Below are 24,440 nucleotides of genomic sequence, written 5' to 3' on the forward strand. Positions count from 1 at the left end.
ACCCCTCTGCTCATTATGGCGGGGCGAATCCCCCCCTCCCTTTCCCCACGGAGTTTCAACAAGATGGCCAAGCGCGTGCTCATCATCGCCACCGACGGCTTCGAGCAGTCGGAACTTATCGAACCCAAGAAGCTGCTCGAAGCAGCAGGCTACAAGACGGTCGTCGCCAGCCCCAAGGTCGGCGAAATCAAGGGCTGGAACCACGGCGACTGGGGCCAGAGCGTTCCCGTCGACGCCGATCTCGACGACGTTTCGGCCGAGGATTTCGACGCGCTCATGCTGCCGGGCGGGCAGATGAACCCCGATATCCTGCGCATGGACGAACGCGCCGTCGCGCTGGTCGAGGAATTCGACGATCTCGGCAAGCCGATCGCGGCGATCTGCCACGGCCCCTGGCTGCTGGTGGAAGCCGACATCATCGACGGTCGCACCGTCACCGGCTGGCCCTCGATCCGCACCGATCTTGAAAACGCCGGTGCCGACGTGGTCGACGAGGAAGTCGCCATCGACGACAACCTCATCACCAGCCGCAAGCCCGACGACATCCCCGCCTTCGCCCAGGCGCTGATCGACGCGCTCGAAGCGCAGGAAGAAGAAGAGGAAGAGCTCGACGACGAAGACGAGGAAGAAGACGACGAAGTCGAAGAACTCTAAGTCCGTTCCAATCCCCTCCTGCCATGCGGGAGGGGCTATACCCTCAAGAACCATCGTCCCGGCAAAGTCTGGGATCGCCGGCAGCAATGCCGGACATACGCGGCACGCGCAGCCGTGCTCTTGCCGATCAGCCCCGCTGCATGTCGTGCGCCTCTTCGGGCACGCGCACTTCCAGCCCGTCAAGCTCGGCCGTCAGTGCAATCTGGCAGGCAAGGCGGCTGGTGCGGGTGACCCCGGCGGCCAGGTCGAGCATGTCTTCCTCGTCCTCCACCGCGGGCTTCAGACGGTCGAACCAATCGGGCGCCACGATCACGTGGCAGGTGGAGCACGCCATCTGCCCCTCGCAGGTGCCTTCCAGCGGCAGACCGGCGTTCTGGCCGACCTCGAGCAGGCGCTGGCCGGCCTCGCCCGTCGTCTCGATGCGTGCGCCTTCCGCGTTCACGAACGTCACTCGTACCATCGGCTAGACTCCTTGCGCCCGCACCGCGGCGTTTATCGCCACGGCGGCCCGTTCCAGCTCCTCTTCCCCCGTATATCGTCCGAACCCCAGCCGGATCGCGTTGCGCGCATCCTTGTCCGACAAGCCGATGGCGCGCAAGACATGGCTTGGCCTGCCAGAGCCGCTGGCGCAGGCCGAACCTGCCGAAATCGCCACGCTGCGGCATTCGGACAACAGTCGCGCCACGTCCAGCCCCGCGCGCCGGATGTTCAGGTTGCCGTGCCAGCGCTGCTCCTCGCTGCCGTTCAGCGTCCAGTCGGCGAACAGCGCGCGCGCTTTGGTCCACAGCCTTTCGACATGTTGTCCATCGCTTTCCCACCATGTTTTGCACAGGGCCGCCGCCGCGCCGAACCCTGCGCACAGCGCCGGAGACAGCGTACCCGATCTAAGGCCTCCCTCCTGCCCGCCGCCGTGGACCAGCGGTGCCAGATCCACCCCATCGCGCACCCACAGCGCGCCGATGCCCTTGGGGCCGTACATCTTGTGCGCCGAAACCGCGATCAGGTCGGCGCCCTCCGGCGCGGCGATCTTGCCCGCGCCCTGCACCGCATCGCACAGGAACAGCGCGCCCATTGCCCGCGCCCGCGCCGCCAGCGCCTCTACCGGCTGGATCGTGCCGATTTCGTTGTTGACCTGCATCACCGCGACAAGGCCGGTGCCTTCGGGAATGGCCACGTCCGCCGCCACCAGTCCGCCCGCATTCACTGGCAGCAGCGCCACACCGGGATCGACGAAGCGCGCGGTATCGAGCACCGCCGCATGCTCGATCGCGGAGACGGCCAGCCGTTCGCGCCCTGATCCGACGATCGCGAGGTTGATCGCCTCGGTCGCGCCCGAGGTGAAGATCACCCGCCCGCCCGGCGGCAACAGCGCGGCGACCTGTTCGCGCGCCACTTCCACCGCCGCCGCCGCCCCACGCCCGGCGCGATGTGAACTGTGCGGGTTGGCAAAGCCTGCGCCCTCCGGCCCGCCCAGCCAGGGCAGCATCGCCTCGCGCGCTTCGGGCGCCAGCGGCGTCGTCGCCTGGTAATCGAGGTAGATCATGCCGCGATCTCCCGCCATGCCGCCACGAAGGCGTCGATCTCGGCTGCGGTCGTTTCGCGCCCGATCGACACGCGGATCACTTCGCCCGCCCCCTCCACGCCCATCGCGGTCAGCACGTGGCTCGCCTTGAGCGATCCCGAAGAGCACGCGCTCCCCGCCGAAACCGCAAAGCCCATGCCGTCGAAGCGGATCAGCTGCGCATTGGCGGACCGCCCCGGCATGCGATAGGCGCCGATCGTCGGCAGGCGCGGCGATCCTGCGGCAATCACTTCACATCCGCTCGCAACCAGCTGATCTTCCAGCGATTTGCGCAAGGTCGCGGCCTGTTCCATCCAGCCGCTGCCCGCTTCCAGCGCGGCGACCATCGCCAGCACGCCGGGCAGGTTCTCGGTGCCGGGGCGATAGCCGCGCTCCTGCCCGCCGGTGGGCTTCAGCATCGCCCAGTCCCTGACCAGCAGCGCGCCGACCCCGATCGGCCCGCCGAACTTGTGCGCCGACAGCGCGATCAGGTCCGCTTGGGGCAGCGCGATCTTGCCTGCGCCCTGCGCGCAATCGGCCAGCAGCCAGCCGCCGCCTTCGCGCACGCTGGCCGCCAGCGCGTCCAGCGGCTGGATCACCCCGGTCTCGTTGTTGACCTGCTGCACCGCGACCAGCCCGCCCGCTTCGGGCGCAGCGGCAAGGATCCCGCCCGCATCGACCGGCAGCCGCACCGCATCGCCCGCCAGCCGCAGCACGGCTTCATGCTCGACTTGAGATACCGCCACCAAGGGCTTGATTGAACGCGATATCGCGACCCCCAGCGCTTCACTTGCGCCGCTGGTGAACACCACTTCGCCACTCCAGCCGAGCAGCGCCTTCACCCGCCCGCGTGCTTCTTCCAGCGCCGCGCGCGCCGCGCGGCCGGCCTTGTGCGGGCTCGATGGATTGGCCCAGATCCTGAAGCCTTCGGCCATCGCCGCCTGCGCTTGCGGCAGCATCGGCGTGGTCGCGGCGTGGTCCAGATAAATCGGAGACAATGGCTGATCCCGGAAACATTGCTTTTGGAGCGCTCGTTTCTATATAGCGCTTGCTTCATTTCCCAAGCCCCGGCGCATCCTCGCCGGCGTGGCTTCCCAGCAAGGTTCACCAGGACACACGATGCCAGCCGTCATCTTCCCCGGTCCCGAAGGCCGTCTCGAAGGCCGTTTCCAGCCCGCTTCGCGTCCGCGCGCACCGGTTGCGATGATCCTCCACCCGCACCCGCAGGCGGGCGGGACGATGAACGATCGCATCACCCAGGCGCTCTACAAGACGTTCGTGGCGCGCGGCTTTGCCACGCTGCGCTTCAACTTCCGCGGCGTCGGCCGCAGCCAGGGCAGCTTCGACAACGGCATCGGCGAACTGTCCGATGCCGCCGCCGCGCTCGACTGGGTGCAGTCGATCCATCCCGAAGCCAGCACCACGTGGATCGCCGGCTATTCGTTCGGCGCGCTGATCGGCATGCAGCTGCTGATGCGCCGCCCGGAGATCCGCGGCTTCATCTCCGTTGCCCCGCCCGCCAACATGTACGACTTCAGCTTCCTCGCGCCGTGCCCGGCAAGCGGCATCATCGTGCAGGGTTCGGCCGATACGGTCGTCACGCCCAACGCGGTGCAGAAGCTGGTCGACAAGCTGCGCACGCAGAAGCACATCACCATCCACCACGACGAAGTGCCGCGCGCGAACCACTTCTTCGAAAACGAGATGGACGACATGATGCGCGCGGTCGACAACTACCTCGACATGCGCCTCTCGCCGGACTGCCCGATCAAGTGACAGGCGCGGGCAGCCGCGCGCCAACTGCGCGGCTGCCCCCGCCACGCCCACGCCCTCACCGTCATCCCAGCGAAGGCTGGGATCGCTGGCGTCCTTGCGGAACCGCTCCGCCAACCGGAAGCGATGCCAGCCTGCGCTGGCATGACGGTGACAACTATTTGCCCGCCGCTGCCTGCACCAGCGTACCGCCCTGGCGCGTCGGCAGGGTCCAGATCACCAGGTTCCCCAGCATGATCGCGGCCAGCACCAGCATCAGCACCGGCCGCTGCCGCTCGCCGCGCCGCCACAGGAACGCAGCGCCCACCAGCAGGGCGATCGAGGCGAGCATCAGCAGCGATAGAGCGGTGTCGAGCATCGTTTCGCGTTAGTCCGGCTAAAGGCTGCGGCGCAAGGCCGGAACCGCTCCCGCTCCCTGCCGGTTGCTCCTGCAAAACCACAGGAGCCTTATCGCCGTGAGCATTTTCTCCAAGATCATGGACGCCATCTCGTTCAAGGGCACCCGCCCCACCCAGACCGGCCAGCATCACGATGCCCCGGCGCAAGCCGCGCCCGTCCCCTCGGCCGCCGGCGCCGCGCCGCAGGCTGCCCCCGCCCCGGCCGTGCCGCCCGCCACCGCCGCCCCGGTGCTCCAGGATGTCGATGTCGAAGCCCAGCTCGCTCAGCTGGCGCAGGGCAAGAACCTCAACTGGCAAAGCTCGATCGTCGATCTGATGAAGCTCGTCGGGATCGATTCGAGCCTCGACAACCGCAAGGAACTCGCCCGCGAACTCGGCTATACCGGCGCGCTCGATGGCTCTGCCGAAATGAATATCTGGCTGCACAAGGCGACGATGCGCAAGCTTGCCGAAAACGGCGGCAAGGTTCCCGCCAGCATGACCGACTGAGCCAGCCGACAGCCCATTTGACAGGTGGCGCGCGCCCGGACAGGGTGCGCGCCATGGTTGCACCCGAAACGAACGCGCTCGCCCCGCTGCCCTCATCAGGCCACACCCTCTCCCGCCGCCAGGCCCTCGGCTCCCTCGCCGCTGGCAGCTCCGCCCTCGCCCTCAATGCCTGCGCGCCGACCGCCGCCGGCATCGCCAGCGCCCCGCCCCCGCCCGCCACGGCGGAAGGCGCCAAGGCGCTGCTTGACGCGGTCGCGTGGAACATGCTCGCGCTCTCGCCCGAAGGCGCGACCAGCCTTGGCGTCGATACCGGCGCGCATGCCGACTTGCGCAGCCGCCTCACCGACCGCTCCGCCGCCGGCCAGCGCGCCATCGCCGCGCAAGTCCGCGCCGATCTTGCCCGCGTCGAAGCGTTTGACGCCTCCGCGCTCGATCATTCCACCCGCACCAGCTTCGCCGTGATCCGCAGCGCCTACAAGACCGCGCTCGAAGGCTTCGCGCTCCCCTATGGCGATGTCGCGGTGGGCGGCTATCGCAACACGCCCTACGTCGTGATCCAGAACGTCGGCGCCTATCTCGACATTCCGCGCTTCCTCGATAGCGACCATCCGATTGACACCGCCGCCGATGCCGAAGCCTACCTCGCTCGTCTTGCCGCCTACCCCGGCGTGCTCGATGGTGAGACGGAGCGCCTGAAAGCCACCGCCGCGCAGGGTGTGATTGCGCCCGATTTCCTCATCGACAAGGCAATGGTCCAGCTCAAGGCCTCGCTCGCCGGGGCGCAGAGCGGCGGCGGCCTGGTCGAATCCATCGCCCGCCGCACCAAGGCCAAGGGCATCCCCGGCGATTGGGAGGCCCGCGCCCGCACGCTCGCCACCGGCCCCGTGGTCGCGGCGCTCGGCCGCCAGGTCGCCGAACTCACTCGCCAGCGCGCCCTTGCCAAGTCCGACGCCGGCATGTGGGCGCGTCCCGGCGGCGATGCCTTCTATGCCTGGGCGCTCAAGGCCAGCACGACAACCACGCTTTCGCCCGAACAGATCCACCAGATCGGCCTCGATGAATTGAAGGCGCTCCACGCGCGCATGGACCCGATCCTGCGATCGCTGGGCTATACGCAAGGGTCGGTCGGCCAGCGCATGACCGCGCTGGGCGATGATCCGCGCTTCGCCTTCCCCGACAACGACGAAGGCCGCGCGCAGATCATGGCCTTCATCCAGAAGCGGCTCGATTACATCCGCGCGCAGATGCCGCGCGCCTTCGGCAAGCTGACGCGCGGCAACGTCGAAGTGCGCCGCCTGCCGCCCGAGGAGGAACCCGGCGCACCCGGCGCCTATGGCGGTCCCGGCTCGATCGACGGCAAGATTCCGGGGCGCATGTGGATCAACCTCGGGACCACCAAGCTGCACAACAAGTTCAGCCTGCCCACGCTCGTCCACCACGAAGCGATCCCCGGCCACGTGTGGCAGGGCGAATATGCGCAGACCCTGCCGCTGATCCGCTCGATGCTGGCCTTCAACGCCTATTCCGAAGGCTGGGCGCTCTATTCGGAAACGCTGGGCGATGAACTCGGCGCCTATGATGGCGATCCGGTCGGACAGCTCGGCTACCTGCAATCCATCGCGTTCCGCGCCTGCCGCCTGGTCGTCGATACCGGCCTGCACGCCAAGCGCTGGACCCGCGAACAGGCGGTGAAGTGGTTCGCCGAAACCAACGGCTCCAGCGTGGCCGAAGTGGCCCCCGAAGTCGATCGCTACTGCAGCTGGCCGGGCCAGGCCTGCGGCTACAAGATCGGCCACACCGAAATCCTGCGCCAGCGCACGCGGGCACAGGCCGAACTGGGCAAGGCTTACGATTTGCGCAGCTTCGACGATGCGGTGGTCGGCGGCGGCAACGTGCCGCTCGATGTACTGGCCGACAACATCACCGAATACATCCGCACGACCAGGGCCTGAAGGCCGCGCGGTTCAAGGCAGGGTGGGCGCTTGCGCCCACCCTCGCCCGCCCTTCAGGCGAACACGTCCGAAGGCACCGGGTTCTTCGGGTCCGGACCGAAGCGGTTGGGCCCGCGCGTGCCTTCAAGGCACATCAGCACCAACAGCGCGAACCATCCCAGGAACGGGATGAACATCAGCAGCAGCAGCCAGCCCGTGCGGTCCTGGTCGTGCAGCCGCCGCACCGACACGGCAAGGCTGGGGATCAGCGAGGCCAGCCAGAACAGCCCGCCCACCCAGTTGCCCGCGCCTACCAGCCGCGAACCATAGACGAAGGTGCCCGCCCCGCGCTGCACCTCGTTGGTGCCGAACGCCGCGTTCAGCGCCACCAGCACCAGGAAGTAGAACAGCGCGAACATCCAGTACTCGCGCCGCCGCGACCGACCGGAAAACTCGGCATAGCGGCGATAGGGCAGCAGCATCCAGTTCATGTCAGATCGTCCTTGCAGGCCAGGGCCACGGGCTTCACGAAAAGATCGAAACGCCGCCGGGGTCCTTCGGGTCCGGACCAAAACGGTTCGCCCCGCGCGTGCCTTCAAGGCACATGAACACCAGCACGATGATCCCGCCGACATAGGGCACGAAGCCCAGCAGCACCATCCAGCCTGACCGGTTCTGGTCGTGGAAGCGCCGCACCTGCACCGCGATCGATGGGATGAAGCTGCCGATGCCCCACACCGCCAGCAGCCCGACGCCAAGCCAGAACAGCCCGCCCGGCTGGCCGCTGCCGTCCACTTCGTTCTGCAGTCCGCCTGCGATCATCAGACCGCCGCAGACAATCGCGACGATGAACGTGAACAGCACGAACATCCAGTATTCCTTGCGCCGCGAACGCCCCGAAAAATCGGCATAGCGACGGTACGGCATCAGCATCCATTCCATAAGTCTGCCCCCCTTGGCCCGCATCCCGCGCAAGGCCAGCCGTCCGATTGAGCCACCAAACGCCGCGTTGCGCAAGCGGTTCGCGGTTCAGGGGCGCTTGATCGGCTCGAGCGGCGGCCGGTCCCATACCGGTGCCGTCACCACCGTCGCGGATTCTCCGCCGACCGGCGCCGCCTCCCCGCCTGAAACGCGCAGCACCACGCCGCCCCAGGTCACGACGCCGGCGTAGGTGCTCGCCACCGCTGCACCGTCCGCGCCGATCGCCGGCTGCAACTTCGCCCGCCGCAGCGCGAGCTTGCAGGTGAGCTGGCCGAGGCGCTCTTCAGCGGCTTCGTTCTGCACGTGGCACGATGTCGCCTGCCCCTGTTCGTCGACCATCAGGCGGAAGAACACCTGCCCGCTCTGAATGCCGCTGGCGCCAAACGACGGAAAATCGGCCGTGGTAAACCACCGCGTCCGATCGTTCACCGGTTGCGGCCGCGATTTCAGCCGCGATTGCACTTCGGGATCGAGGCCCCAGCCGCGCACCATGTCCGCCCTGCATGCGCGCAACTGCTCGAGCGGAGCCGCCATTGGCCCCGTGTCGAGGACGAACCGCTTTGTCCCGATGTCGATGGCCAGGGCGTGCTGCGCCTCGGCCTGTACCGCAGTGACGAGGGGCAAGACCTCGTTCATGTCCGCCACCCGGCCCAGCAGGTCCGACCCGCCGATCATCCATCCCCCCAACGACCGGCGGTTGTACGGCGTGCTCCCCCAAGCCGCAGCGATCCGCGGCGTCGGCTTGCCATCGGGCAGAAAGCGAAAGGAGGCGACGCTTACGCCATGCATATTGCCAAAAGCGTCCACTTCGAACCACTCGCCCGCGCCGTACGACGTCAGGCGCAGGCGCACGAATGTCTTGCCGGCACCGAAATCGCGCGACAGCACGCACCGCTCGGGCTCGGCGCTCAGGCTCCAGTCGGTCGTGGCAGGCACAGGCGCGGGCGGCGCCCCGGCCAGCGCCGGACTTGCCGTCGTCAGCAGCGTCGCGGCCATCGCCGCCATCGAAGTTACCCAGGTGCGGATCGGGGAATGCATAGGCCATGACCTAGCAAAGCCGCCGTCGTTGCCAAGACGGTTCCCCCTGCCCCAGCGGACAGCCGCACCCGAACCGCCTTTCGCGCGTTATGCGATGCGCAACAGGAGGCCCGCAGATGCCATCGAAGATCACCGCCGAAGACGAAAAGTGGATGCGCATGGCGATCGACATCGCCCGGTCGAAGGGTTCGGACCCGTCGACTTCGCCGCTCGGCTGCGTGATCGTGCGCGATGGCGCGGTGCTGGGGGCCGAACGCAACCAGACGCAGGAACTGCCCGATGCCACCGCGCACGCCGAGATGATGGCGATTCGCCGCGCCTGCGAAGGGATCGGCGACATGGAGCTGCGCGGCGCGACGCTCTATTCCACGCTGCAACCGTGCGGCATGTGCACGATGGCCTCGATCTGGTCCAAGGTCGGCCGCGTCGTCTACGGCGCCGGGCGTGGCGACGTGCACCGCATGTATTTCGAGGACCGCCACATCAACACGCTCGATTTCATCGCGGATGCCTATCGCGACGATATCGAGATCGCCGGCGGCTGCCTCGCCGCCGAATGCGCCAGGCTCTACTATGGCCCCGACGACGACGTGCCGGAAGAGCAGCAGGGAAATATCTGACCCCCACGTCACCCCCGCGCACGGCCGGGGTGACGTAGGAAGCGATCGATCAGAACCGGTACCGCACCGTGCCGCCCCAGGTGCGCGGCTGGTTGGTGTAGCCGCTGATCGAGTAGGGCTGCGCCGGACTGTCGAACGCGTTCAGCAGGTAACGGTTGTTGGTGATGTTGCGGCCCCACAGCGTCAGTTCCAGCCCCATCGCCATGGCATAGGTGATCGAGGCGTTGGCCTCGCTCACTTCGCGGCGATAGGGGCGCGCGGCGTTGATGGCGGCGGCAACGCCCAGATCGAGGAACGCAGGCATGCCTTCCACGATCTGCGACGGGCTTTCGTAGTGATAGTCGCCCCGCACGATCAGGTGGTCGCCGCCCGGCAGCGCGAAGTCCTTCTGCGCCGCGAACGTGGTCGAAAGCGACGGGATGCCCGCCGGGTCCGTGCCCGAAAGATCGCCCACCGCCGAAAGCTTGAAGCTGTCGTAGCGCGCGTCGAGATAGGTGAACGATACCGAGAACAGCCACCCCTGCGCCGGCTTCACCGTGCCTTCGAACTCGATGCCCTTGACCGTTTCCTTGCCCGCGTTCGCCAGCACGAAGCCGCTGCCGGTGAACACGTTCGACTGGAAGCCTTCGATCGATTGCTGGAACAGCGCGATGTTCGCGGTGGCGACCTTCCAGTCCGCCTTCAGCCCGATTTCATAGACCTTCGAATATTCCGGCCCCGCAAAGCGCGAACCATAGGTCTGGTTCACCACCTGGATGCCGGCGCTCTCGATCGCGTTCTGGTCGGCCCCGCTCGGCCGGCTGTCGCGCGACAGGTTGATCGAGCTGGCCTTGAAGCCGGTGGCATAGCTTGCGTAGAGGTTGATCTCGTCGGTCACGTCGAAGGCGACGCGCGCCGTCCAGCTCACCTTGCTGTCGCGCGTCTTGCCCGGCTCCACCGCGTTGGGCACGTTCAGGAACGCGGGCAGGTACTGCAGCTTGGTCAGCCCCAGCAGCGGCGCGGTGGTGCGCTGCGCGGCGGTGTTGATCTGCGCGAAGGCCGCCGGGTTGGCGGCGGCAAAGCCCTGCACCTGCGCCGCCGAAGCCAGCGGCACGCCGAAGAAGGTCTGGCCGATGTACTGCGCGATGCCAAAGTTCGCCGCGGCGGTGCGCAGCGAGGCGATGTTCAGCTGCGCGAACACGTCGCTGGTCTGCACGTCGGTCGAAAAGCGCTTCTTGTCGCGGGTGTAGTTCACCCCGCCGGTCAGCGTCACGCGGTCACCGATCTTGAAATCGGCCTGCCCGAACAGCGAAATCGCATCGTTCTTCAGGCGATAGCGTTCGTCCAGCCCCTGCCCGTCGGCGAAGAACCGGCCGATGTAGTTCCGGCCCGAAAGCCCGCTGAACAGCGTCTCCAGCCCATTGAGCGTGATCGCGTTGCTGCTGATCCCGCGCACCAGCACGTCGGCATAGCCGCGCGCGTCCGCACCCCACTTCAGCGCGTTGGCCTGGTCGATCTTCTCGTTGAAGTAGTACGCGCCCGCCAGGAAGTTCAGCGGCCCTTCGATGTTGGTGGCAACGCGCAGTTCCTGCGTGAAGGTGTCGATCTTCGTGTCGTTGGCGAACGTGCCGATCAGGTCCGCGCTGGTGAAGTCGGCATCGGTGTCCGATTTGTTCTTGCCCTTGCGGTACGAGGTGATCGACGTGAACGTCAGCGGCCCGAAGTCATAGTCGACCTGGCCCGACACGCCATAGTTGCGGATGTCGTTGGTGGGCTTGTAGCTGGAATAGACCTTGTCGTCATAGATCGCGCTGGGATCGTTCACCTGCCCGCCCAGCAGCGCGATCGCGCCCGTCGCGCTCGAACGGCGCAGGTTGACCGTCGCGCAGCACAGCTCGTTGATCCGCGAATAATCGCCGATCACGCGCACGCGCAGGCCCGTGGTCGGCTCGGCATAGATCTGCCCGCGCACGAACCAGCGGTTGCGGTCGTTGATGTCGGTATCGGTGCCCAGATCCTTCACATAGCCATCGCGGCGGTTGTACCCGCCCGCCAGGCTCACCGCGACCTTGTCGCTGATCGGGCCGGTCACCACGCCCTTGGCCACCACGGCATTATAGTTGCCATAGCTCAGCTCGCCGCTGCCGCCGAAGGTGAAACTCGGTTTGGCCGTCACGATCGAGACGACGCCCGCGCTGGCGTTCTTGCCGAACAGCGTCGATTGCGGGCCGCGCAGCACTTCGATGCGCGACACGTCGGGGAAGTCGCCGATCTGCGCGGACGAACGCGAACGGTACACGCCATCGATGAACACGCCGACCGAAGGTTCGATGCCGGGGTTGTTGGCGCCGTTGCCGAAGCCGCGGATGAAGAAGTTGGTATTCGCGCTCGATTGCAGCTGGCGCACCTGCAGCGACGGCACCAGGCTCGAAAGGTCCTTGATGTCGCGGATCTGCGCCTGCTCGATGGTCTTGCCGCTGGTCACGCTGACCGCGATCGGCACGTTCTGCAGCGTCTGCTCGCGCTTGGTGGCGGTCACGATGATCTGGTCGCTGTCGCCCGCCGCCGCATCCCGGGCGGGCTGGGCTTCCTCGGTCGCCGGCTGCGCCATTTCCTCAACCTGATCGGTTCCTGGCGCGGCGGTCGTGGCATCTTGCGCAAAGGCGATGCCCGGCAACGCGAAGGCGGCGCCAGCAAGCAGCAGCGCGCGCGGCGCAATCGAAACGGCGGTCATTACGGTATGCTTCCCCTGTTCTTTGTATGCACGTGGGGAGGCACCAGCGTTCGGCCTTTCCGGCCTGAACGCGCCAACCGCCACGAACCTTCGCCCTAGCCGCAGCCATGGGGCGAAACAATCCGCACTGCGACGGAGCGATCTCGGCGGTCTGGCCCTAGTTGCCACAAAGGCACAGATCGGGACACCGCCCTGCCGCTCCAGCCTTGCCGCAGCGCACAATTACGTGTAGGCGCGCGCCCGTATCGCCCCGCATTCCAGGCTTTGCCTTGCGCTTGGGGCACTGACCCGATTCTCAACCGAAAGCACACCATGTCGTTGCCCCTGCGCAATATCGCGATCATCGCCCACGTCGACCATGGCAAGACCACGCTGGTCGACCAGCTCTTCCGTCAGTCCGGCACGTTCCGCGACAACCAGCGCGTTGAAGAGCGCGCGATGGATTCGAACGACCTCGAAAAGGAACGCGGGATCACCATCCTTGCGAAGCCGACGTCGATCGAATGGAACGGCATCCGCATCAACATCGTCGACACCCCCGGCCACGCCGACTTCGGTGGTGAAGTGGAGCGCATCCTCAGCATGGTCGACGGCGTGATCCTGCTGGTCGACAGCTCGGAAGGCGCGATGCCGCAGACCAAGTTCGTCACCGGCAAGGCGCTCGCGCTCGGCCTGCGTCCGATCGTGGTGGTCAACAAGGTCGACCGTCCCGACGAACGCATCCAGGAAGTGCTCGACGAAGTGTTCGACCTCTTCGTCACGCTCGATGCCAACGACGAACAGCTCGAATTCCCGGTGCTCTACGCTTCGGGCCGCAACGGCTATGCCAGCACCGATCCCGATCGCCGCGAAGGCACGCTCGAACCGATGTTCCAGCTGATCGTCGATCACGTGCCCCCGCCCAGTCTCGATGCCGACGCACCGTTCAGCTTCCTGGCCACGCTGCTCGATCGCGACAACTTCCTTGGCCGTGTGCTCACCGGCCGCGTCCAGTCGGGCGTGATCCGCGTCAACGATCCGATCCGCGCGCTCGACATGGATGGCAAGATCATCGAAACCGGCCGTGCGTCGAAGATCATGACCTTCCGCGGCCTCGACCGCGTGCCGGTCGATGAAGCCCGCGCAGGCGACATCATCTCGATCGCCGGGATGACCATCGCCACCGTGTCGAACACCATCGCCGCGCCGGAAGTCACCGTGCCGATCAAGGCCCAGCCGATCGACCCGCCGACCCTGTCGATGCGCTTTGCGGTGAACGATTCGCCGATGGCCGGCCGCGAAGGCAGCAAGGTCACCAGCCGCATGATCCGTGATCGTCTGGAGCGCGAAGCCGAATCCAACGTCGCTATCCGCATCACCGAAAGCGCCGACAAGGACAGCTTCGAAGTCGCCGGCCGTGGCGAACTCCAGCTCGGCGTGCTGATCGAAACGATGCGCCGCGAAGGCTTCGAACTCGGCATCAGCCGCCCGCGCGTGCTGTTCCAGAAGGACGAAGACGGCAACCTGCTCGAACCGTACGAAACCGTCATGATCGACGTGGACGACGAACACTCGGGTACCGTCGTCGACAAGATGGCCATCCGCAAGGCAGAGCTGACCGACATGCGCCCCTCGGGCGGCGGCAAGACCCGCATCACCTTCTCGGCTCCCTCGCGCGGCCTCATCGGCTACCACGGCGAATTCCTGTCGGACACGCGCGGCACCGGCATCATGAACCGCCTGTTTGAAAAGTACGGCCCCCACAAGGGCAAGATCGAAGGCCGCAAGAACGGCGTGCTGATCTCGAACGGCACCGGCGAAGCCGTCGCCTATGCCCTCGGCCCCCTCGAAGAGCGCGGCATCCTCTTCGTTGGCGTCGGCACCCCGCTGTATGAAGGCATGATCATCGGCGAAAACGCCAAGCCCGAAGACCTCGAAGTCAACCCGATGAAGTCCAAGCAGCTGACGAACTTCCGTTCCAGCGGCAAGGACGATGCCATCCGCCTGACCCCGCCCAAGATCATGACGCTCGAACAGGCCATCGCCTACATCGACGATGATGAAATGGTCGAAGTCACGCCCAAGTCGATCCGCCTGCGCAAGGCGATCCTCGATCCGAACGAGCGCAAGAAGGCCTCGCGGAAGAAGGAAGCGGCCTGAAACAGCGAAAGGGCGGTCCCAACGGGCCGCCCTTTTTCGTATCCCCTGCCCCGCGCCCGTTCAGCGCGCGCCGTCCACGCCGCTCCTACGCGTCAACCAGGTGGGCCAGTTCGCACGTCAGCGACCATTGCACCCCCGTCGGCGCGAACGACATGCACGTCTCGCCGCGCAACGATCGCTGTGTCAGCTTGCCGATCAGCGCCGAACCGAACCCGGTCCGTTCGGGCGCCGTCACCTGCGGGCCGCCGATCTCGCGCCATGTCATGCGCAATTCCGGGCCCTTTGCACCGTCCTCGATGCGCCAGGCGATGTCCACCCGCCCCGTGTCGACCGACAGCGCGCCGTATTTCACCGCGTTCGTCCCCAGCTCGTGCAGCGCCAGACCCAGCGCCTGCGCCGCCGCCGGTCCCATCGACACGGACGGCCCCTGGATCGCGATCTGCGTGCCCGCCGCGCCGCCGAACGGCTGCATCTGCGCCGTCACCAGATCGACCAGGTCGACCTGCGCCCACTCCCCTCGCACGAACAGGTCATGCGACAGGACAAGGCCCCGCATCCGTTCTTCGAAGCCCCCCACGAAGTCGTCCGGCCTCGATCGCTGGCTCTGCTTCAGGATCGCCTGCACGACCGCCAGCACGTTCTTGGTGCGATGCGCCGCCTCGCGTCGCAGCGTGCGCTCGAACTCCTCGCGCTCACGCCGCTCGGTCACGTCCCGCACGATGCTCTGCAGCCGGCCGTCCGGCAATTGCCCGCCGACCAGTTCGCCCACGAAGGTCGATCCGTCCTTGCGCCGGAACAGCCATTCGCTGCGATGGATTTGCATGTCCGCCATTTCGGTCACCACCGCGTCGAGCCGCGCCAGTTCCCCGGGATCGACCACGTCGACCAGCGTCAGCGTGCGAAATTCCTCCAGCGTATAGCCCAGCATCCGGCAGCCCGCCGGGTTGACCTCGAGATAGCGCCCCTGCGCATTGGCGACGAACACGCCATCGCCCAGCGCCTCGAAAATGTCGCGCAACTGGATTGAAGCCTGCACGAACCCCCCACGATTTTCCGCCACTTGCTGACAGCTGGCAATGGCTTGGCGCTCAAGCTGTGCCCAGGACGCAGGGTACCGGCGTCACTTCAACGCGTCTCTGCCCGATCGGTTCCCGCAGGAACACACGTCCGTGCGCGCATTCATAATGCGTTCTGGAACCGGATAGGACAAGGAAGCGTATTCGGGCAAACCAACAGGGGACCACCTGCCATGACCATCACCACCCGGCTCGCCACCGCCGCGCTTTCCGGCCTTCTCCTCGCCGCGACGCCCGCCGCCGCACAGGCCCAGCCGCAATACCAGCCGCGCGCCACCACCCAGACCCAGAATCCCACAGCCCTGCCCATTACCGCGGCAGACCGGCAGGAAGGCGCCAAGGCCCACCGCCAGCTGCTGGCCGAATACGGCGGCCCCTATTCCGGCCCGCAGGTCCCCTATATCGAATCCATCGGCAAGAACATCGCCGTCCAGTCCGGCCTCGGCAGCGCGAAGACCGACTTCACCGTCACCGTGCTCAACTCACCCGTAGAGAACGCCTTCGCCAACCCCGGCGGCTACATCTACCTCACCCGCCAGCTCGCCGCGCTCGCCAACAACGAGGCGGAGCTGGCCGCCGTGCTCGGCCACGAAGTCGGCCACGTCGCCGCGCGCCATTCGGCCAAGCGGCAGAGCGCGGCACAGCGCAACTCGATCATCGGCGCGATCGGCTCGATCCTCAGCGGCGTGGTGCTGGGCAACACGGGCCTGGGCCAGCTGGGCCAGCAGCTGTTCTCCAGCGGCTCGCAGCTGCTCACGCTCAAGTTCTCCCGCGCGCAGGAAAGCGAGGCCGACCAGCTCGCCGTCACCTACCTCAAGCGCGCCGGCTACGATCCCACCGCGCTCGGCGCCATCCTCCAGCGCCTCGCCGCGCAGAACGCGCTCGATGCGCAGCTCCAGGGCACCAGCGACAGCACCCCCACCTGGGCCTCCACCCACCCCGAGCCCGCCGCCCGCGTCCGCACTGCCCTCGCGCTAGCAGGCCAGGCGCGCGGCATCACCAACCGCGACGCCTACCTCACCCGCATCGACGGCCTGATGTACGGCGACGATCCGCGCCAGGGCATGGTCGAAGGCCGCACCTTCACCCACCCCGAAATGAAGCTGACCTTCACCGCGCCCGCCGGGTCGTTCCTCGCCAACGGCACGCAGGCCGTGTCCATCGGCGGCAAGAACGGGCAAGGCCAGTTCACCTCGGCCCCCTTCTCGGGCGATCTCGATACGTACGTGCGCGCCGTCTTCGGCAAGCTCAGCTCGCAAGCCCAGCTCGCCCCCACCCAGATCGAGCGCACCACCGTCAACGGCATCCCCGCCGCCTATGGCCAGGCCCGCGTCACCACCAGCGACGGCCCGGTCGACGTCACCGTCTTCGCCTATGCCTTCGCGCAAGGACAGGCCTACCACTTCGTCACCATCGCCCCTGCCGGACGCGGCGGCGCCTTCGATCCGATGTACCGCTCGCTGCGCCGCATCTCCACGACCGAAGCGAGCCAGATCCGCCCCCGCCGCCTGCGCATCGTCACCGTCAAGGCCGGCGACACCGTCCGCACCCTCGCCGCCCGCATGGCATACACCGACGCGCCGCTGCAACGCTTCCTCGTCCTCAACGGCCTGACCGAAACCACCCGCCTCCCCACCGGCACCAAGGTCAAACTCGTCACCTACTGAGCCAGCGTGAAAACCTCCCCCACCGGGGGAAGGGGGCGGAGGCGGAGATAGCGGACTGCCGGGGGCAGTCCGCCCGCCGAGCCCGGCGCGGCAACGCGCCGGCCCCGCAAAGCGCGCCGCGGAGGGGCAGCGCCACAACGCCACCACACCCCCACCGCGAACGACACTCCCAACCCGACGCCTCAGACAACGAGGGCAGACACCTGCACGCGCGCCAATTAATCTAAGAGTCGCCTTGCCAAGGTATCGACAGTTACTGTTTCGAATTTCGCGCCGCAAATCGCGTGTATCTCAGCTGACAGGATAGGGTGCGGGATTCCACCTCGGCTCCAATCAATTTTTTTGTCGAGCGTCACTAGCGTGACTCTTTCGTATCTGACATCTTCGCTCTTCAGTTCCGCGAGCGCGAGTAAAAGATCTGCCCACACGAAGAAGTCGCCGTCCCCCCCGTCCTTGAAACCCGGGGGAGTTTTGGACTTCTTGCGCACCTCCGCCGATGCGGCAATTAACGTTCTCGGCACGAATGGAACTCGCGCTTTTTCTAGCAAAAGGTCCACAAAAAGCTTCGTTTTGCGCGCCGTTTGTTCGTCAAAAACGTATCCGTAATTTTCGTTAAATTCATCCATCAATGACTGGAATCGGATCGAATAATCCGCAAATCTCTCATCAAAACTCCCGATGGCTTCGCTTAATTCTTTAAATTTTTTTTGCACAGATGATGATATCGAATCGATCGCTAGAAATTGATTGTTCCAAAATTCTTGAATCACTTGCCCGGGAAGAACGAGGTGGCCAGGAAATTCAGCCCGAAGATAGTCGACAATATCATCACATTTTGTGTGTTTGCTCAAACGCAACACAACGTTTGCGTCGAAGGCGATAACAGTCTGGGCGAGATCACAGTTAGGTGGCTCGAATTTGAGTGCTCCCGAAAGCGAGGATAACGCACTGATATCGACCTTTCGATCCAACAACGCGCAAACTTGGTCTATACATCCCCCTCGGACGGCTAGCGCATCAGGCATCATACCAAATCCGACCAGCTTCCGCAGCCAAGTCGGCGCCCACACGTTCAACCGCTTGCGCATCCCACTCTACCACATGATTCAATTGATTGCTCCATTCGCCATCGGCCGCGGTGGCAAGCATTGTGTCTTTAAAAGTTCCCCAGTCGAGTACAGCTCGGGGCCTCTTCTCAACGCTTGATATGATCGTGTTACCGAGCGTAGACGCCCAGTACGCGCCTTCATCCTCTCCCATGCCGCCAAAAGGCGGAGACTTCACCCAAATGAAATGAAGGAAACCATGGGGGTTCGGGGTAATAGATTGTTGGATGACTGAACGGCGGAGAAATGTCAGTACCTGCTTGTTAAGCGACCGCTTTCTTAGTTGACTAACAAAATCCTCTTGAGTCGGATTTAAATCCCGAAGCAGATCAATCATTACCTCCCACTTCTTCGCATCATGAATCGCCTTGGCTGCTTCGCCGAACCGTCGCTCGACATTCCCTGTACCAAGGTTGCCTACAACGATGCGGCGAACCACGAGCTTTAGGATCCATTCCATCCCTCGCTGCGCTCCCTCGACCTCTGAACAAGCCAATAGGATTGGCCTAACAGTCAAAACGCTCAGGCTGTTCAACGCGGAGAAGACGCCAAGCGCTTCTGCGTCTGCTGGCCCCGCAGAGGTTGGATCGATCATCTGCTGATACAGCGGAAGATACTGCTCGAGGATCCCCATTAACTCATTCGGTCGAGGCGGCTGACGATCCCCCATTTTCTTTCGATTTGCGAGAAATCCATACAGATCTTTCGGCAATATGTAACCACTCTTAACCGTTACCACATGCCGAATATATTGAACAAAATTGTTGGCCCCGTCAGTTGAGAATTGTTTCGCAATAGACTGCCACTGTTCGTAACGATAAGCTTGATTCGCACCTGATTGGCTAAGAACGTAATTTTTAAGGAGATCGGCAGTAGTGAGATCACGCCCACGAGTGTTGACTACTTCATATACTTGATAAGCAGCGTCAGAACTTGGATGGACAAAAACAGCAAAATACAACCTATTTGTTAGAAGGTCAGTCCATTTTCCAAGGCGTTTAAAAGGATCAGATTTGAGATCTTCTCTAAGATGTTTGACCAGCAGATCGTTCGAAGCAGCCATCCTCGCAGACACTGAATCGGGTGCTAGGTCGCCCTGGGGACGATTACCGGTTGCAAGAATGGCCTGAAAAGTTGCGTTATCCGCCTCGTCAGCCAATTTGACTCGCGACACTTGCTCATCGGTGTGGAAATCAATGGACCGGAGAAAACTGGCTTGGATCCGGTCAGCCAACGCCTTGCGATCGCTGCGCATCGCCTCGTGGTAGATCGCATTTGCAAGGAGGCTGAGGGTAATTATCCGCTGTTGACCGTCAACAACTTGCTTGCGACCTGCCGCAGCATCGGCGTGCGGGCTCGTTAAAATGATCAGCCCAAGAAAGTACGACTCAGCGTCCAAGCTGCTTTGCAGGTCGGTCCAGAAATCATTAACCTCATCGCTTCCCCATGAGTACTCACGCTGAAAACGCGGTATTTCAAAGACGTTATTCGAAAAAATCGCGCCCGCGCTATTTGCCGACGCATTTAACGGGATATCCAATGCAAAATCCTCTAACGGCGGATAGGCCTTGACGGGAGCATCGCACGCTCACCTTGAATGATCAACCGGGGTCTCGTATGAAAGTTGATCTGCATTAAATATACGCTACTCTTGAATATTTGAGGCAAGCCGCAATCAGATTTTATTATATCAATTAATGCTTTAACCCAACAAATTTCACTTCAACTCCGATTGATGTTTTATCTCGTCGGGTGATTATCTTGTTTCGTGCAGCACTCAGCAACGGCGCTTGGGGCGATTACCGAAAAGCTGGCTTCGCAGTAGTTAGTTGACTGCAAATTTTTGGAGCTGACTTTAACGAAAGAAATTTTGCATTACTACGTCTGGTCGCCCCCCATTTCCTACACACCCCCACCTGCGGTAGTCCTCGGCCCCTTTTTGTTCTTGTGGGACTCGCCTCATGGACCAGACGAACGCCGCCGCTTCCGCGCCTTCCGCTTCCTGCCGCAGCTTCACCCTTGCGCGCCGCGTGCGCTTCCTGTCGGAGCTGGCCGGGCACGGCCATGTGCGCAAGGCCTGCGCGCAGGTCGGGGTGTCGCCGCAGGCGGCCTACATGGCGCGGCGGCGCGATGCGTCGTTTGCCGCCGGGTGGGATGCGGCGATGGTGCTGGGGCTGGAACAGGCCGAACAGGTGCTCGCCGCCCACGCAACCGAAGGCTATCGCGAACAGATCTGGTATCGGGGTGAGGTCGTGGGCGAACGCATCCGCTTCGATGCGCGGCTCCAGCTGGCCTGGCTCGCCCGGCTCGATGCCCGCGCCGCCAATCCCGCCGCGCACCAGCTGGCGGGGCGCTTCGACGATTACCTTGCCGCGCTGCTCGATGGCGATCTCGATCCGGAAAAGCCTTTCCCCACTCGCGATGAGGCGATGGACCAGGCCGCGAGCGCGGTGAACGAGGACTTCCCCGGCCATGTCGAGGATCTCGACGAAGCCGTGGTCCAGCGCATCCTGTCCGATCCCGCCCACGATCCCGATGCGCTGGAGGAGCGCGACATCGTCGACATCGCCTTTGAAGAGGCGACGCACGCCGCCCGCGAAGAAGCCAGCGCCCTATGGCACGAAGACCGCGCCGACCGCCTCGCCCGCCTCGACGCGGTGCTCGAAGCGCCGGATGACGATGATGATGATGTTGATGCAGAAGTAACCGTCATCCCAGCGAAGGCTGGGATCGCCCTCCTCCAGGCACCCAGGCCGCTCTCCCCCGAGCCCCTGGAGGCCCAGGAAACCGGGCACAAAACCGCCTTCCCCCCGCTCGAATTCAAGTCGCATGAACACTGTCAACTTCGTCAACTTGGGCGCCCGTCGCACCCTTCGCGAGGGTTGGCTGGCGCAGCGCCCTACCGCCCCTCGCCTGCGACGAAGCGTGATCGGCGCCCTCGCCTATTAACAAACATTTAAGCCGGGGTTCAGCGCTGCGTGTCATAGTGTGTCCAGTTCGCTCCGGCCCCTGCGCGCCTTTGCCCGCAGGCATCGCCGGCGCCACGGAGAGACGTTATGAACCTTGTGAAGAAGGGCGCCCTTGCGCTCGGCCTCGCTGCCTCGGCGCTCACCGCAGCCGCTCCGGCGCAGGCGCGTGATTACTACCGCCACGGCGGCGGCGGCGATGATGCCGCGATCGCCATCGGCGCGGGCATCATCGGCCTCGCCGTGGGCGCGGCCATCGCTTCGGACCACCGCGATCGCGATGGGTACTATTACCGCGATGGGTACTACTACCCCCGCGCCTATCGCGGCGGCGGGTACTATTACAACTACAACTACAACGCCTATCCGGCCTATCGCGGCTATGATCGCTATCGCGATTACGACCGCTATCGCCGCTATGATCACTATCGCGGCGGCTGGGGCCATGATCGCGACCGGGACGGCTGGCGCGATCACCGTCGCGGCTGGTAAGGCCTGACGGAACGTTGAAGAAGGGCGGCGGCGGGAAAGCGCCTGCCGCCGCCCTCTCGCCAAGTTGCACAAGCGGGTCTATGGCACGCGCGATGGACCCGATCCCAGAATCCAACACGTCGGTGGCGCCCCTCAGCGGCCTGCGCGTCGCGCTGTTCAGCGGCAACTACAACGTCACCGTCGATGGCGCCAACCGCGCGCTCAACCGGCTGGTCGGCTACCTTTTGCGCCAGGGCGCGCAGGTCCGGGTCTATGCCCCCACGGTCGCCAATCCGGCGTTCGAGCCCACCGGCGATCTCGTCTCGGTGCCCTCGTTCGCCATTCCCGGCCGCGCCGAATACCGCCTGCCCAGCGCGCTCTCGCCCCGCGTCCGCCGCGATCTCGCCGCCTTCGCGCCGCAGGTCGTCCACGTTTCCTCGCCCGACATTGCCGCGCACCGCGCCGTCAGCTGGGCCCGCCGCCGCGGCCTGCCGATCCTTGCCTCGGTGCACACCCGGTTCGATACCTACCCGCGCTATTACAACATGGCCTGGCTCGAACCCGCCCTCACCGCCCTGCTCCGCCGGTTCTACCGCCGCTGCGATGCGCTGGTCGCCCCGTCGGAAAGCTTCGCCCAGGTGCTGCGCGATCAGCGCATGAACTACGATATCGACATCTGGTCGCGCGGCGTCGATCGCGACGTGTTCAACCCCCGCCGCCGCGATCTTTCCTGGCGGCGCAGCTTGGGGCTTGCCGACGATGACGTTGTGATCGGCTTCCTCGGCCGGCTGGTGATGGAAAAGGGGCTCGACGTCTTTTCCGACGCGATCGACCAGCTCTCCCGCCGCGGCATCGCGCACAAGGTGCTGGTGATCGGCGAAGGCCCTGCCCGCGACTGGTTCACCGCGCGCCTGCCCGACGCGGTGTTCGCCGGGTTCCAGGGCGGTGCCGATCTCGGTCGGGCGGTCGCCAGCATGGACGTGCTGTTCAACCCCTCGATCACCGAGACGTTCGGCAACGTGACACTTGAGGCGATGGCTTGCGGTGTCCCCGTCGTCGCCGCCGCCGCCACCGGCAGCCAGAGCCTGGTCGACGATCACATCTCGGGCCGGCTGATCACGCCGGGCGCGGTGCGCCAGTTCGCCGAGGCGCTGCGCTGCTATGTCGAGGACGCGGACCTGCGCACCGCCCACGGCGCCGCGGGCGAAGCGCGCAGCCTGGAATTCAGCTGGGACCGCATCAACCAGGCGGTGGCCGACACCTACCTGCGGCTGATCCGGCAGAAGAAGCAGCGGATGGCGGGCGGCTGAAGGCTTTCAGCCTAGCACTCCTTCGCGCTTCATCCGCATCGCGTAGATCAGGAAGAAGGCGAGCGCGCCCCAGATCGTTACCACGATCGCCGCGGGCGGATCCTGCGGCGGGTGCAGCCAGAGCATCTGCGCGCCCTGGCTGACGGCGAGGCCGAGCAGCGAGAGCGCGAAGGCCGGCACCGCCAGCCTCGACCGGGCGAGCAGCAGGATCGAGCCTGCGAGCGAGCCCCACACGCCCAGCGCCCAGAACGCGGTGAGCCAGGCCGGGAACGCCGCCATGTAGGCGACCATGTCCGGCCCCAGCCCCATCTCCGCGAAGTAGGTGTCGGGCGACAGCTTGCTCATCACGTAGTCGTAGCAGCCGAACGCGTTCCACAAGAGGCCGATCGTGCCGATGGCCCAGAGGTGCCACGGCGCGGAAGGGCGGGTTTCGGCAGGTGCAGTGCTGGCCATCGCAGGTCTCCCCCCGTGCGACAATGCGCCGAGGATACGCCTGTCCGGCCAGCGGCGCAACCGAGCCGTGCAATGGGGCTCAGGCGTCGACCCATTCGAACGGCAGCGGCGCTTCGCGGAAGGCGAAGCGGTCGACGTGGCGGGCGACCGCACCCTTGAGCCCGTCGCGCTGGCCCGGTTCGCTGGCTTCGATCCGGCAGACGAGCACGTCGGGTTCGGCATCGAAGGTGACGACGGCATCGCCCGCCCAGCTGGCGCCGCGCGCATCGCGGGGGAACGTCACCTTGCCATGCTGCGCATCGAATTCGACGGCAAGGTTGTGGGCCCAGTGCTTGCAAAGCTGCTGGAGATAGCGCGAGCCGCTGGCGGTGGGCACGCGGGCCGTGCTGGCAAAAGTGGAAGTGGTATCGGTCATGTCTTTCATAGCCTTTCGATCTTGCGCGCCGCATCGTCGATGATGTCGGCAATCTGGTGGGCGGTGTCCTTGTCGAGCGCGCCGGCAAAGGCGCGCTGGCGCAGCGCGAGCTTGAGGTTGCTCATCGCGCGCAGCACCGGCGGGCTGGCTTCGCGGCCGCGCATTTCGGCAAGGCCTTCGAGCCGGGCGCGGATCGCGGCGATGGCTTCATCCTTGCCCGCGAGTTCGGCGCGGCCTTCGTCGGTGGCGGCAAAGGCCTTGCGCGCGCCTTCGCCCGGGACTTCGGCGATCAGCCCTTCGTCGACGAGCAGGTTGAGCGTGGGGTACACCACGCCCGGGCTCGGCGCATAAGTGCCGCCGGTCAGTTCCTCGATCGCCTTGATCAGCTCGTAGCCGTGCCGCTGCTGTTCACCAAGCAGGTGGAGCAGGAACAGGCGCAGTTCACCGGGCGCGAACATGCGGCCCATGCGGCCACCGCCGCGCGGACCACCGCCATGGCGGCCGCCGTGACGCCCGCCGCCGAAGCCGAAGCCCCCGCCAAAGCCCCCTCCGAAGCCGTCCCCGTCATCGTTGAAGCGTCCACCGCCAAAGCCACCGGCCATGGCCATCTTCTTCATCATCCTGTGGCCGAAATGGCCGTGGCGCGGATGTCCGCCGTGTTCGAAACGCATGATAACTC

At 65.3% G+C, this 24,440-nt stretch carries 24 protein-coding genes; 10 read left to right on the plus strand and 14 right to left on the minus strand.

All coding sequences use genetic code 11. The features are described 5' to 3' along the window. Window positions 1–63 precede the first annotated feature (63 nt). The gene (locus tag HHL27_RS09590) at window positions 64–654 is read left to right on the plus strand and encodes a type 1 glutamine amidotransferase domain-containing protein (protein ID WP_169493177.1); all 591 of its coding nucleotides are present in this window, start codon (window positions 64–66) and stop codon (window positions 652–654) included. A 127-nt stretch (window positions 655–781) separates the two neighbouring features. On the opposite strand, the gene HHL27_RS09595 is transcribed toward HHL27_RS09590, so the two are convergent. Genes HHL27_RS09595 through HHL27_RS09605 form a run of 3 tightly spaced genes read right to left on the minus strand, consistent with a single transcriptional unit; the run spans window position 782 to window position 3,174 of the window. Then, window positions 782–1,114, minus strand: a complete 333-nt coding sequence (locus HHL27_RS09595) for a 2Fe-2S iron-sulfur cluster-binding protein (RefSeq protein ID WP_169493178.1) — start codon at window positions 1,112–1,114, stop codon at window positions 782–784. Window positions 1,115–1,117: 3 nt separating this feature from the next. Continuing rightward, window positions 1,118–2,197: a cysteine desulfurase family protein gene (locus HHL27_RS09600; protein WP_169493179.1), complete on the minus strand. Its 1,080-nt coding sequence runs from the start codon at window positions 2,195–2,197 to the stop codon at window positions 1,118–1,120. Beyond that, window positions 2,194–3,174 carry a cysteine desulfurase family protein gene (locus HHL27_RS09605; protein ID WP_240959639.1) on the minus strand — a complete coding sequence of 327 codons (981 nt, stop codon included), beginning with the start codon at window positions 3,172–3,174 and terminating at the stop codon, window positions 2,194–2,196. Before HHL27_RS09605 ends, HHL27_RS09600 begins: the two co-directional genes overlap by 4 nt. A 160-nt stretch (window positions 3,175–3,334) precedes the next feature. Between HHL27_RS09605 and HHL27_RS09610 the strand changes: the two genes are divergently transcribed. Continuing rightward, complete coding sequence (locus tag HHL27_RS09610; RefSeq protein ID WP_169493181.1) at window positions 3,335–3,991, plus strand: alpha/beta hydrolase; 657 nt, start codon at window positions 3,335–3,337, stop codon at window positions 3,989–3,991. Window positions 3,992–4,145: 154 nt separating this feature from the next. Here HHL27_RS09610 and HHL27_RS09615 read toward each other — a convergent pair whose 3' ends face one another. Further along, window positions 4,146–4,346 (minus strand): hypothetical protein, encoded by a 201-nt coding sequence (locus tag HHL27_RS09615; RefSeq protein WP_169493182.1) that lies wholly within the window; start codon window positions 4,344–4,346, stop codon window positions 4,146–4,148. A gap of 97 nt (window positions 4,347–4,443) precedes the next feature. Between HHL27_RS09615 and HHL27_RS09620 the strand changes: the two genes are divergently transcribed. Both HHL27_RS09620 and HHL27_RS09625 read left to right on the plus strand, forming a co-directional pair. Further along, the gene (locus HHL27_RS09620) at window positions 4,444–4,875 is read left to right on the plus strand and encodes a DUF3597 domain-containing protein (RefSeq protein ID WP_338642466.1); all 432 of its coding nucleotides are present in this window, start codon (window positions 4,444–4,446) and stop codon (window positions 4,873–4,875) included. Window positions 4,876–4,928: 53 nt separating this feature from the next. Next, window positions 4,929–6,827 (plus strand): DUF885 domain-containing protein, encoded by a 1,899-nt coding sequence (locus tag HHL27_RS09625; protein WP_169493183.1) that lies wholly within the window; start codon window positions 4,929–4,931, stop codon window positions 6,825–6,827. A 53-nt stretch (window positions 6,828–6,880) separates the two neighbouring features. Here HHL27_RS09625 and HHL27_RS09630 read toward each other — a convergent pair whose 3' ends face one another. The 3 genes from HHL27_RS09630 to HHL27_RS09640 form a co-directional block, all read right to left on the minus strand. Beyond that, complete coding sequence (locus HHL27_RS09630; RefSeq protein WP_169493184.1) at window positions 6,881–7,297, minus strand: DUF805 domain-containing protein; 417 nt, start codon at window positions 7,295–7,297, stop codon at window positions 6,881–6,883. 34 nt (window positions 7,298–7,331) lie between these two features. Next, window positions 7,332–7,748, minus strand: a complete 417-nt coding sequence (locus HHL27_RS09635; RefSeq protein ID WP_169493185.1) for a DUF805 domain-containing protein — start codon at window positions 7,746–7,748, stop codon at window positions 7,332–7,334. Between the two features lie 87 nt (window positions 7,749–7,835). Next, window positions 7,836–8,792: an energy transducer TonB gene (locus tag HHL27_RS09640; RefSeq protein ID WP_169493186.1), complete on the minus strand. Its 957-nt coding sequence runs from the start codon at window positions 8,790–8,792 to the stop codon at window positions 7,836–7,838. A gap of 149 nt (window positions 8,793–8,941) precedes the next feature. Here HHL27_RS09640 and HHL27_RS09645 point away from each other — a divergent pair, with 149 nt between their 5' ends. Beyond that, the gene (locus HHL27_RS09645) at window positions 8,942–9,445 is read left to right on the plus strand and encodes a nucleoside deaminase (protein WP_169493187.1); all 504 of its coding nucleotides are present in this window, start codon (window positions 8,942–8,944) and stop codon (window positions 9,443–9,445) included. A gap of 49 nt (window positions 9,446–9,494) precedes the next feature. Here HHL27_RS09645 and HHL27_RS09650 read toward each other — a convergent pair whose 3' ends face one another. Further along, window positions 9,495–12,158 (minus strand): TonB-dependent receptor, encoded by a 2,664-nt coding sequence (locus HHL27_RS09650; protein ID WP_169493188.1) that lies wholly within the window; start codon window positions 12,156–12,158, stop codon window positions 9,495–9,497. Window positions 12,159–12,476: 318 nt separating this feature from the next. On the opposite strand from HHL27_RS09650, the gene typA reads away from it, so the two are divergent. Then, window positions 12,477–14,297: a translational GTPase TypA gene (gene typA, locus HHL27_RS09655; protein ID WP_169493292.1), complete on the plus strand. Its 1,821-nt coding sequence runs from the start codon at window positions 12,477–12,479 to the stop codon at window positions 14,295–14,297. A gap of 85 nt (window positions 14,298–14,382) precedes the next feature. On the opposite strand, the gene HHL27_RS09660 is transcribed toward typA, so the two are convergent. Next, window positions 14,383–15,315, minus strand: a complete 933-nt coding sequence (locus HHL27_RS09660) for an HWE histidine kinase domain-containing protein (protein WP_206069487.1) — start codon at window positions 15,313–15,315, stop codon at window positions 14,383–14,385. Between the two features lie 231 nt (window positions 15,316–15,546). On the opposite strand from HHL27_RS09660, the gene HHL27_RS09665 reads away from it, so the two are divergent. Continuing rightward, complete coding sequence (locus tag HHL27_RS09665; RefSeq protein WP_169493190.1) at window positions 15,547–17,040, plus strand: M48 family metalloprotease; 1,494 nt, start codon at window positions 15,547–15,549, stop codon at window positions 17,038–17,040. 218 nt (window positions 17,041–17,258) lie between these two features. On the opposite strand, the gene HHL27_RS09670 is transcribed toward HHL27_RS09665, so the two are convergent. Continuing rightward, entirely contained in the window at window positions 17,259–18,065 is an 807-nt protein-coding gene (locus HHL27_RS09670; RefSeq protein ID WP_169493191.1) for a PIN-like domain-containing protein, read from the minus strand. Next, window positions 18,058–19,686: a DUF262 domain-containing protein gene (locus HHL27_RS09675; RefSeq protein ID WP_169493192.1), complete on the minus strand. Its 1,629-nt coding sequence runs from the start codon at window positions 19,684–19,686 to the stop codon at window positions 18,058–18,060. Before HHL27_RS09675 ends, HHL27_RS09670 begins: the two co-directional genes overlap by 8 nt. A 421-nt stretch (window positions 19,687–20,107) precedes the next feature. On the opposite strand from HHL27_RS09675, the gene HHL27_RS09680 reads away from it, so the two are divergent. The 3 genes from HHL27_RS09680 (at window position 20,108) to HHL27_RS09690 (ending at window position 22,893) form a co-directional block, all read left to right on the plus strand. After that, window positions 20,108–21,106, plus strand: coding sequence for a hypothetical protein (locus tag HHL27_RS09680; protein ID WP_169493193.1), 999 nt, complete (start codon window positions 20,108–20,110; stop codon window positions 21,104–21,106). 96 nt (window positions 21,107–21,202) lie between these two features. After that, on the plus strand, window positions 21,203–21,604 hold the full coding sequence (locus HHL27_RS09685; protein WP_169493194.1) for a hypothetical protein: 402 nt from the start codon (window positions 21,203–21,205) through the stop codon (window positions 21,602–21,604). 92 nt (window positions 21,605–21,696) lie between these two features. Further along, window positions 21,697–22,893 (plus strand): glycosyltransferase family 4 protein, encoded by a 1,197-nt coding sequence (locus HHL27_RS09690; RefSeq protein ID WP_206069488.1) that lies wholly within the window; start codon window positions 21,697–21,699, stop codon window positions 22,891–22,893. A 6-nt stretch (window positions 22,894–22,899) separates the two neighbouring features. Here the strand turns inward: HHL27_RS09690 and HHL27_RS09695 are convergent, their stop codons facing one another. The 3 genes from HHL27_RS09695 to HHL27_RS09705 all read right to left on the minus strand — a co-directional run bounded on the left by HHL27_RS09695 (window position 22,900) and on the right by HHL27_RS09705 (window position 24,432). Next, window positions 22,900–23,346: a hypothetical protein gene (locus tag HHL27_RS09695; RefSeq protein ID WP_169493196.1), complete on the minus strand. Its 447-nt coding sequence runs from the start codon at window positions 23,344–23,346 to the stop codon at window positions 22,900–22,902. A 79-nt stretch (window positions 23,347–23,425) separates the two neighbouring features. Then, complete coding sequence (locus HHL27_RS09700) at window positions 23,426–23,761, minus strand: DUF2218 domain-containing protein (protein ID WP_169493197.1); 336 nt, start codon at window positions 23,759–23,761, stop codon at window positions 23,426–23,428. A 5-nt stretch (window positions 23,762–23,766) separates the two neighbouring features. After that, window positions 23,767–24,432, minus strand: a complete 666-nt coding sequence (locus HHL27_RS09705; RefSeq protein WP_169493198.1) for a PadR family transcriptional regulator — start codon at window positions 24,430–24,432, stop codon at window positions 23,767–23,769. Window positions 24,433–24,440: the final 8 nt, after the last annotated feature.

The sequence above is a fragment of the Novosphingobium olei genome (assembly GCF_012927405.1).
Taxonomy (GTDB): domain Bacteria; phylum Pseudomonadota; class Alphaproteobacteria; order Sphingomonadales; family Sphingomonadaceae; genus Novosphingobium; species Novosphingobium olei.

Bases quoted from the DNA above. Each gene is read 5' to 3' on its own strand.
- HHL27_RS09640 (WP_169493186.1), bottom strand. From the start codon at position 8,792: ATGGCGGCGATGGCCGCGACGCTGCTGACGACGGCAAGTCCGGCGCTG.
- HHL27_RS09625 (WP_169493183.1), top strand. From the start codon at position 4,929: ATGGTTGCACCCGAAACGAACGCGCTCGCCCCGCTGCCCTCATCAGGC.
- HHL27_RS09695 (WP_169493196.1), bottom strand. From the start codon at position 23,346: ATGGCCAGCACTGCACCTGCCGAAACCCGCCCTTCCGCGCCGTGGCAC.
- HHL27_RS09630 (WP_169493184.1), bottom strand. From the start codon at position 7,297: ATGAACTGGATGCTGCTGCCCTATCGCCGCTATGCCGAGTTTTCCGGT.
- HHL27_RS09670 (WP_169493191.1), bottom strand. From the start codon at position 18,065: ATGCCTGATGCGCTAGCCGTCCGAGGGGGATGTATAGACCAAGTTTGC.
- HHL27_RS09590 (WP_169493177.1), top strand. From the start codon at position 64: ATGGCCAAGCGCGTGCTCATCATCGCCACCGACGGCTTCGAGCAGTCG.
- HHL27_RS09605 (WP_240959639.1), bottom strand. From the start codon at position 3,174: ATGCTGCCGCAAGCGCAGGCGGCGATGGCCGAAGGCTTCAGGATCTGG.
- HHL27_RS09700 (WP_169493197.1), bottom strand. From the start codon at position 23,761: ATGACCGATACCACTTCCACTTTTGCCAGCACGGCCCGCGTGCCCACC.
- HHL27_RS09680 (WP_169493193.1), top strand. From the start codon at position 20,108: ATGGACCAGACGAACGCCGCCGCTTCCGCGCCTTCCGCTTCCTGCCGC.
- HHL27_RS09705 (WP_169493198.1), bottom strand. From the start codon at position 24,432: ATGCGTTTCGAACACGGCGGACATCCGCGCCACGGCCATTTCGGCCAC.
- HHL27_RS09665 (WP_169493190.1), top strand. From the start codon at position 15,547: ATGACCATCACCACCCGGCTCGCCACCGCCGCGCTTTCCGGCCTTCTC.
- HHL27_RS09595 (WP_169493178.1), bottom strand. From the start codon at position 1,114: ATGGTACGAGTGACGTTCGTGAACGCGGAAGGCGCACGCATCGAGACG.
- HHL27_RS09615 (WP_169493182.1), bottom strand. From the start codon at position 4,346: ATGCTCGACACCGCTCTATCGCTGCTGATGCTCGCCTCGATCGCCCTG.
- HHL27_RS09600 (WP_169493179.1), bottom strand. From the start codon at position 2,197: ATGATCTACCTCGATTACCAGGCGACGACGCCGCTGGCGCCCGAAGCG.
- HHL27_RS09610 (WP_169493181.1), top strand. From the start codon at position 3,335: ATGCCAGCCGTCATCTTCCCCGGTCCCGAAGGCCGTCTCGAAGGCCGT.
- HHL27_RS09685 (WP_169493194.1), top strand. From the start codon at position 21,203: ATGAACCTTGTGAAGAAGGGCGCCCTTGCGCTCGGCCTCGCTGCCTCG.
- HHL27_RS09645 (WP_169493187.1), top strand. From the start codon at position 8,942: ATGCCATCGAAGATCACCGCCGAAGACGAAAAGTGGATGCGCATGGCG.
- HHL27_RS09690 (WP_206069488.1), top strand. From the start codon at position 21,697: ATGGACCCGATCCCAGAATCCAACACGTCGGTGGCGCCCCTCAGCGGC.
- HHL27_RS09650 (WP_169493188.1), bottom strand. From the start codon at position 12,158: ATGACCGCCGTTTCGATTGCGCCGCGCGCGCTGCTGCTTGCTGGCGCC.
- HHL27_RS09635 (WP_169493185.1), bottom strand. From the start codon at position 7,748: ATGGAATGGATGCTGATGCCGTACCGTCGCTATGCCGATTTTTCGGGG.